Origin of the sequence: uncultured Phenylobacterium sp. (assembly GCF_902826855.1) — a bacterium.
In the GTDB taxonomy this organism is placed as follows: Bacteria; Pseudomonadota; Alphaproteobacteria; order Caulobacterales; family Caulobacteraceae; genus Phenylobacterium.
In genome coordinates, this window is the sequence record NZ_CADEGK010000214.1 from 1 (window position 1) to 7,195 (window position 7,195).

Here is a 7,195-nt window from a genome sequence, read left to right on the forward strand (position 1 = left end):
GCGGCCTCGATGGCGATCGGCAGGCCGGAGGCGATCGACGCGGCATCGCTTGCGACCGCAGCGCAGCGAAGGATGGCGCCATAACGACTTTGTTGGTTCGCGAGGAATGACGGCGCAGCCGGCAGGGGAAGAAAGTCGTGGCGGCGCCGTTGCCGCTTAGGCGATCGAGGCGCAGCCGGCCTTCGGTCAGATCAGCCCATTGAAGAGGCCGTTTGGAGCGCTCGACCGGACAGTGATCGAGCAACGGAGAATGTGGCGACACTGATGGAACCGCGAAGTCCCGCTGTCACTGCAGAGGCAACGACGGCCGCGTCCAGGCGCGAACGTGCATGTCCACGGCGCCATCGCAACTGCGCCAAAGCGAACCGACCCGGTCAGGGGCCGTCGAAAAGAGCATCGCTGGAGCTGACCCATCGCTCCGGCGGGCCGTGCGCCAGGATTGGTCCAGAACCGCGGTCGTGCCCATACTGCGTCCGGTAGCCCCTGGAGATGAGGATAGCGACCGAGGCCACTGTTCGGTCCGACCCCACCAGCCGCGGCAGCGCTCAGCTCCGCACCAGGCCTTGTCCCGTCGAACCGGGCGGGGCCATCGCGGCGAGCCGCATCAGCGCGGTCACGCCGACGGCGACGGCGCCGATGATGGAAAAGGCGACCTGCCAGCCTTCCGACGGCATGGTATGTTTCACGATGCCGTGCGTGGCGTGATAGCCGGCAATTGTCGCCGGCGTGACGAAGGCGAGCGCGATGACGATGCGTGCCCAAAGCGGACGGACGGAAACGAGCAGGAACTGGCCGATGCCGAAGGTGAGCGCGCCCGCGACCGCGCCGAAGGTGATCGCGCCGAGCCAGCCGGCGCCGGTGTCATAGGCCCACATCCCGGCGGTGACGCCGACGAAGAAGGGCAATGCGAAAACGGCGAGTGTGAACAGCAGCCAGCAGAAAGAGCCGATGGCCGCGACGCTGACGAGAATACCGATGAAGATCATGATGGTGGGCTCCGTGAGATAAAGGTCTGACGGTCGCGCCATCCACCACCACCACGGCGCGGTTCCGAGTATAGCCAAAGAAGAGCGTCTCCGGGAGCGGAAATCCACAGAGGATCTCCGTATCGCTACAGGCGTCGCCCCCGTCAGGGGGCGAAGGGATCGATCTCCGCGACGATCTCGGAGTCGCCATCGAACTCATTGGCGGGGGTGACCGAATGTGTGCCGTCGCCGGCCTTGAAGATGACGATGACGGCCATCAGGGTGGTGGCGAGGCTGAAGGCGAAAGCGTGCGCTTGATCGAGGGACATCGTTCCGGCTCCTGTCTGGAGGCGGGGGACCACCCCCCGCGTGACAGGCGCCCGATGTGTCCGGGCGAGGGCCGCAATCACCGCGCAGGCGAAGCCGCAGCGGCGGCATGCACGCATAGCCGACCCTTAGGGGTTGATGGCGCCAGGCGCTCGGCTGGACCAAGGATCAGCGCCAGAACGCGGGGTGGTGTCTCGCCGGCGGGAGCCGCTAAGTGTCGATCCGGAAGGACGCTGCCTGTGCGACGGTCGCGACGAGGTGGCGGACGATTTGACAGGCCGTCGGCGCGAACCCCGCCGGCCATTGGCCAGACGGATCACGGTGGAACCCGCCGTCCATGAAATAGGGGTGAACGAGCGCGATGACGCTCGATAGCTCCGGAGAAGGCTTCAGTCCGGCGCGTTTGGCGTAGGCTACAGCCTTGGCGAGATCGTGCCGGATGTGGACGCGGTTCCAGTCGTCGTCCGTGACGTGAGCAAGCAGGTAGGATTTGAGCGTCAGTTCGATAGTGATCGCCAGCGAATGGTAGGCGATGTCGTCGCTGCCGCGGCTGCGCGCCTCTTCCGCGGAACGAAGAAACCGGTCAGCATTGCTAAACTGAAGGCACGCAAGATGTCGATCGAGCACGACATTCGTGGGAAAGTCTTCGAGGTGACGTGACATCTTCGAAGGGTGGCACCGTGGTCGGCACGGCGCAATCTTCGGCGATTATGTCGTTGAAGTGTGGTGGGGCGGCGCCTAAGCGCCGCCGTTGTTGAAGTTCCACACCGGGATGCCGAGCTTCTTCGCCTTGTCCGCGAGATTGTCCTGGATGCCGGTGCCCGGGAAATGCAGCACCCCGATCGGCAGCACGTCCAGCATCTGATCGTTGCGCTTGAAGGGCGCGGCCTTGGCGTGCCGGGTCCAGTCGGGCTTGAACGCCACCTGCGGCACCTTGCGATGGTCCGCCCAACGCGATGCGATGCGTTCGGCACCCTTGGGCGAACCGCCGTGCAGCAGCACCATGTCGGGGTGCTTGGCGTGGACCTGATCGAGTTTGGCCCAGATGAGGCGGTGATCGTTGAAGTCCAGCCCGCCGGTGAAGGCGATCTTCGGGCCTGCCGGCAGCATGACCTGCGTCTCGGCGCGCTTCTTCGCCGCGAGGAAGTCACGGCTGTCGATCATCGCCGAGGTCAGGTGACGGTGGTTGACCATCGATCCGCTGCGGGGTCTCCACGATGAGCGGGTTTGGCGCTCGAACTGCTCGGCGGCCTGATCGCGCATCAACTCGAAGGCGTCGCGGCGCTCGATCAGCGTCTGACCTTCGGCGGTGAGACGTTCCAGGTCGACCGACTTCACCTCGCTGCCGTCCTGCTCGCGCTGCGAGCGGCGCTGCGCCTGCTCATTGTCGTCCAGTTCGCGCTCGATCCGTTGGGTGGCGCGGTGGAAGAGGTTGACCGTCGACCAGAGGAGGTCGTCGAGATCCGGCTCGAGGCGGGTGTCTTCGAGCGTCGAGATCAGGGCGTCGAAGATGTCGGCGATGGCGTCGGCCACATGGTTGCCATCAGGCAGTCCCCTCGGATCGGGTTCGTCCGCGAACGGGCGGTAGCCATAGAGCTGAAGTTCGCTGAGGACATGGTCGGTGGGAGATGCGGCGTGGTCCGGCTCGTGGTCGTGGTGCTCGCTCATGGGATGCTCCGTCGGTCGTGACCGCGACCCTCGCGGCCTTCATGGCGTCGAAAGCTGGCGGGCGGAGCGGACCTGCACCCGCAGCGAAGCGCAGGGCCGGAGCGTCAGCGGAGGATGGCGGAGGCCGGCTATTTTGTTTCGCGATGGAAAGCGGCCCAGCAGGCCGCGCCGGAAAATAGTCGGCCGCAGACATTGCCGGTCCGGACCACTTGCCGGCCGATCGCCCTCTCGAAGGCCCGGGCGTGGTCCTCCCCGAGACGGGAAAGCATCTGAGCGAGGCGGAGACCAGATCGCCGTCCCGCATCCTTCTCGGCCTATGCCGCCAGCGCCATGAAGCGCGCGACGTCCTGCGGTGCGATCTGCACCCGTAAGGCTGCCCGAAGGCTATCCTGGCCCAGAATTCGCAGGTCTTCGTTGAAGTCCTCAAGGCTCGGCGACAGCACGATCGCCTCGATGCCGGTCGCCTGCGCGCGTTCGATCAAGGTCCCCATCGCCCCGTCGCCTGCCGGATCGTCGTCGCGCGCGATGTAGAGCCGGCGCAGGGTGTCCGGGAAGAGGATGGCGGCAAGGTGCGCGGCGGAGAGCGCCGACGCCACCGGCATAGTGGGCAGGATCTGTCTCAGTGACAGCATGGTCTCGATGCCTTCGCCGGCCGCCATCACCTCGCCCGCCACGCCGAACCGTACGGCATGTCCCAGGAGGTCGCCCATCGCCCGCCGCGGCGTGTCGATCGGCGCCTTGCCGTCTGCGGTCGAATCCATGCCAGGGGGCGCGAGATAGGTGCGGTGCGCCCCGGTGATCCCGCCGCTGAGATCGGTGACCGACGCGATCATCGCCGGCCAGGTCTCGGTCGGGGAATGCTCGTCGGGGCGGTAGTAGCAGCGCGGGTGGAAGCGCAGCGATCCGCTTGCGTGCAAAGCCGTAATGCCGCGTTTGCGCAGATACGTTTCGGCGATTGTGCCCGTAATCGGCTGCGACATAGCGACCAGACGCCGCGCCGCCATCGGCGACCCTGTCGGAGCGGCTGCCAGGCGTGACGAAGGCGCATAGGGCACCGGCTCGGGATGCGGCAGGCTGAGGAAGCGGCGCGCCTCGTCGGCGATGTCCTTGAAATCGGTCAGGCCACAGCTTTCGCGGATCACGTCGAGCAAGTCGCCATGTTCGCCCGTCGCGGCATCGGTCCATTTACCGGCGGCGCCCTTGCCGGATTCGGAGCCCTTCAGCCGGACGAACATCGACCGGCCGGGCGTGTTGCGCGCGTCGCCGACCAGCCAGTAGCGGCCCTCGCGGCGTCCGGCGGAGAGGTAATGGCGGCAGACCGCTTCGGCCTGACGGCCGAGACGTTGCGCGAGGTCTGATGCGGTGTTCGGCATGAGCGACCCCAGAAAAAGAAGGCCCGCCGTCGCCGGCGGGCCTGAGGTGGACACGGGTTCGTTGACGGATGCTATTCGGCCGCGACGGCGTGGGGGACGTCCGCCTCGGCTTCCTCATCATCGTCGACGGGCTCGAACTCTCCCATAGCCGTTTCGCCGCCGTCCTCCGCCGTCTTTTCGACGACTTCGGTGTCGGCGGTCTCGACCGGGACCTGCGCCATGATCGCCGCGTCGCCGGCTTCGGCCGTCTCCGCAGCGGCGGTGACGATCGCCCGCCCCGGCGTGCGCAGCGGCTCCGGCAGCCAGCCCGAGCCGGCGAGGACCTGCGCGGCCGCTTCCGCCATGTCGCCCTTCTTCATGTGCTCGATGCGGTCACCGGCCCGGTCACCCTTCGCCTCGCGCACGGCGGCGAGGATGCGCGCCTTGGTGACCCGGCCGAGGAAGCCGTCCACGGTCGGGGTCCAGCCCGCCCCCGCCATGTCGAGATCGACTGCCTGGGCGAGCCGGTCGGCATGGAGGATCGCCCGCGGCCGGCGATTGTAGGGCTCGATCACGGCGTTGACCGACAGCGCGACGCAGTGCGCGAACAGCGCCTGCCGGCTGTCCGCATCGAAGCCGTCGAGCGCGTCCCAGAGCTCTTCTGGCTCCTTGGGAAGGGTGTCGGCCCAGGCCTGATGCCGCACATCGAGCGCGCGGGCGGACGGCGTGTCTGCGAGCCCCGGCGCCTGCGCGGCGAAGCCGGCGCTCTTCAGATCAAGCTCCAGGCAGGTGTCGAGCGCGTAGCGGTAGAACACGCGGATGCAGAGCGCGTGCAGCGCCGCCAGGAACGCCACGTCCGGGTTGTCGCCGAGCGCGTGGCGCAGCGCGATCGTGCGATGAGCCGTTAGTTCCGCCATCAGCCGGTCGGGAATGGGCTTCAGACCCTCATCCTCCTCCGGCTCCTCGACGGGTCCGACCTGAACGGCCGTGCCATCGTCGTCGACCCGCGCCGCGACGGCCCGCGTCTCATCGCCATCGCCGGCCAGGTCGCCGGTGGCGCTGTCCACCTCCGGCTCGATCGGCAGCTCGTCCTCGGGCCGGACGAACCCGCGCTCGATCCGCAGACTGCCGCCGGCGTCGATGCTGACGAAGGCGCCGGCCCGGCCGGTCTCGTCGGCGTCGAACCGAACCGGCCGCTGATCGAGGGCTTCCAGCGCGGTCTCGATCTCATCCAGGCGCGCGTCCACCTCTTCGGGCAGTTCGTCCGCCTCGGCGTATTCGGCCTCCAGTCCATCGAGCTCAGCCTGGAGCGCGGTACGCGCGGCTTCCTCTTCCTCGGTGAGCGGGACTTCCTCGCCCCGCAGCTGACGAAGGCCGAATACGTGGCCGTAGGGGAAGGAAGTCGCGACCTCGGTCCACTTCCAGCCCTCGGCCTGGACCTCGGCCGCGGCCTCCCGGAGCTTCTCCGTCACCATCATGTCGAGCAGGCCGACATCCTGCAGCCAGCCGCCATCGTCGGCCTGGAACAGGTCGCGCAGGATAGTCCCGTCGGCCTCGACATAGGCGTCGATCCCGACAAACTGCGCCCGCTTGTCGGACGCGCGCACGGCGTGCTCGGTCAACATGCGCCGGATGACGTAGGGCTGCTTGTCGTAGCCTTGCGTCAGCCGCTCGAACACCTGCTCCTGGCGCTCATGATCGCCCGAGACGGTGAAGGCCATCAGCTGGTCCAGCGTCATGCCGTCTTCGGCATAGACGTCGAGCAGGCGCGGCGACACCGAAGCGAGCTTCAGCCGCTGCTTGACCACCGCGACCGGCACGAAGAACGCCGCCGCGATATCCTCCTCGGACTGGCCCTTTTCGCGCAGTGCGTGGAAGGCCCGGAACTGGTCGAGCGGGTGCAGCGGCGCGCGCTGGACGTTCTCGGCGAGGCTGTCTTCCTCGGCGATGCCGTCGTCGCGCACGACGCAGGGCACAGGTGCGGTCTTGGCGAGGCGCTTCTGCTTGACCAGAAGCTCCAGCGCCCGGAAACGCCGGCCGCCGGCCGGGATCTCGTAGATGCCGGTCTCGGTCCCGTCCTCGCCGACGATGGCGCGAACCGACAGGCCCTGCAGCAGGCCGCGCCGGGCGATGTCCTCGGCGAGCTCCTCGATCGAGACGCCGGCCTTGACGCGCCGGACGTTCGACTGGGAGAGCACGAGCTTGTTGAGGGGGATGTCGCGCGAGGACGACAGGGTGATCTTCTTCGATGCCGCTTGGGCCATGGTCTTCACTCCATGACGGGCGGCCGGGAGCCTCTCTCTCGGCCTCCTACCCGTCACGAAGCGCAGCGCCGCCCTCTTCCTCTGAAGAGAGCGGCGCTGCAGAAACGTGGATCAGGAAAAGCACAGAGCCGGAGAGCCGCGAACCGGCAAAGCCGATTCCACGGCTCGGCAGGAGTCAGGACGCGCGGTCGAGGAGCTTCTTAGCCCGGGCTTCGAGATCCAGCCGCGCGTCCTGGTGCGGCTTGTCGCGGGCGACGGCGGTGATGCCCTGGACGAAATCGAAGACGCTGGTCGGCGCGCGGCCTTCCTCGACGAGCACTGCCTCGATGATCTTAGCGGTCTCGGCCTTGCCGAACCCGCGCTTCCGCAGGAAGTCGGTCCGGTCCTCGTCCGTGCGGGCGACGATCTGCGCCCGGGCGGCCTTGATGCCATTGACGAACGGCGCCGGTGACGAGTTCGCGAACCGGGTCAGCGCCGGCGCGGCTTCGTGGGCGAAGCGGCTGGCGGCGTACTTCGAGTGCCGTATTGTGATCTCCTCGAAGTCTTCAACGCCCCAGAGATTGCGGTTCTGGCAGACGGCGCGAAGATAGAAGGACGCCATGCCGAGCGTCTTCGCGCC

6 protein-coding genes and 1 pseudogene are annotated in these 7,195 nt (G+C 67.6%); all 7 read right to left on the reverse strand.

Annotated features, from left to right (window positions below):
* Positions 1-545: 545 nt before the first annotated feature.
* Positions 546-986, reverse strand: a complete 441-nt coding sequence (locus tag QZV94_RS21115; protein WP_293681553.1) for a hypothetical protein — start codon at positions 984-986, stop codon at positions 546-548.
* A gap of 143 nt (positions 987-1,129) precedes the next feature.
* The gene (locus QZV94_RS21120; RefSeq protein WP_293681556.1) at positions 1,130-1,294 is read right to left on the reverse strand and encodes a hypothetical protein; all 165 of its coding nucleotides are present in this window, start codon (positions 1,292-1,294) and stop codon (positions 1,130-1,132) included.
* A gap of 208 nt (positions 1,295-1,502) precedes the next feature.
* Positions 1,503-1,955: a hypothetical protein gene (locus QZV94_RS21125; protein ID WP_293681559.1), complete on the reverse strand. Its 453-nt coding sequence runs from the start codon at positions 1,953-1,955 to the stop codon at positions 1,503-1,505.
* Between the two features lie 75 nt (positions 1,956-2,030).
* Positions 2,031-2,960, reverse strand: a complete 930-nt coding sequence (locus QZV94_RS21130; RefSeq protein ID WP_293681561.1) for a DUF2493 domain-containing protein — start codon at positions 2,958-2,960, stop codon at positions 2,031-2,033.
* A 314-nt stretch (positions 2,961-3,274) separates the two neighbouring features.
* Positions 3,275-4,333 carry a toprim domain-containing protein gene (locus QZV94_RS21135; protein WP_293681564.1) on the reverse strand — a complete coding sequence of 353 codons (1,059 nt, stop codon included), beginning with the start codon at positions 4,331-4,333 and terminating at the stop codon, positions 3,275-3,277.
* Between the two features lie 71 nt (positions 4,334-4,404).
* A complete protein-coding gene (locus QZV94_RS21140; RefSeq protein WP_293681567.1) occupies positions 4,405-6,576 on the reverse strand; it encodes a ParB/RepB/Spo0J family partition protein in 2,172 nt (723 codons plus the stop codon).
* Positions 6,577-6,751: 175 nt separating this feature from the next.
* Positions 6,752-7,195, reverse strand: a pseudogene (locus QZV94_RS21145) (DUF932 domain-containing protein); the annotation flags it as partial.

Excerpts from the sequence above, each read along its gene's own strand:
- QZV94_RS21135 (WP_293681564.1), bottom strand. The coding sequence starts at position 4,333 with ATGCCGAACACCGCATCAGACCTCGCGCAACGTCTCGGCCGTCAGGCC.
- QZV94_RS21130 (WP_293681561.1), bottom strand. The coding sequence starts at position 2,960 with ATGAGCGAGCACCACGACCACGAGCCGGACCACGCCGCATCTCCCACC.
- QZV94_RS21140 (WP_293681567.1), bottom strand. The coding sequence starts at position 6,576 with ATGGCCCAAGCGGCATCGAAGAAGATCACCCTGTCGTCCTCGCGCGAC.
- QZV94_RS21115 (WP_293681553.1), bottom strand. The coding sequence starts at position 986 with ATGATCTTCATCGGTATTCTCGTCAGCGTCGCGGCCATCGGCTCTTTC.
- QZV94_RS21120 (WP_293681556.1), bottom strand. The coding sequence starts at position 1,294 with ATGTCCCTCGATCAAGCGCACGCTTTCGCCTTCAGCCTCGCCACCACC.
- QZV94_RS21125 (WP_293681559.1), bottom strand. The coding sequence starts at position 1,955 with ATGTCACGTCACCTCGAAGACTTTCCCACGAATGTCGTGCTCGATCGA.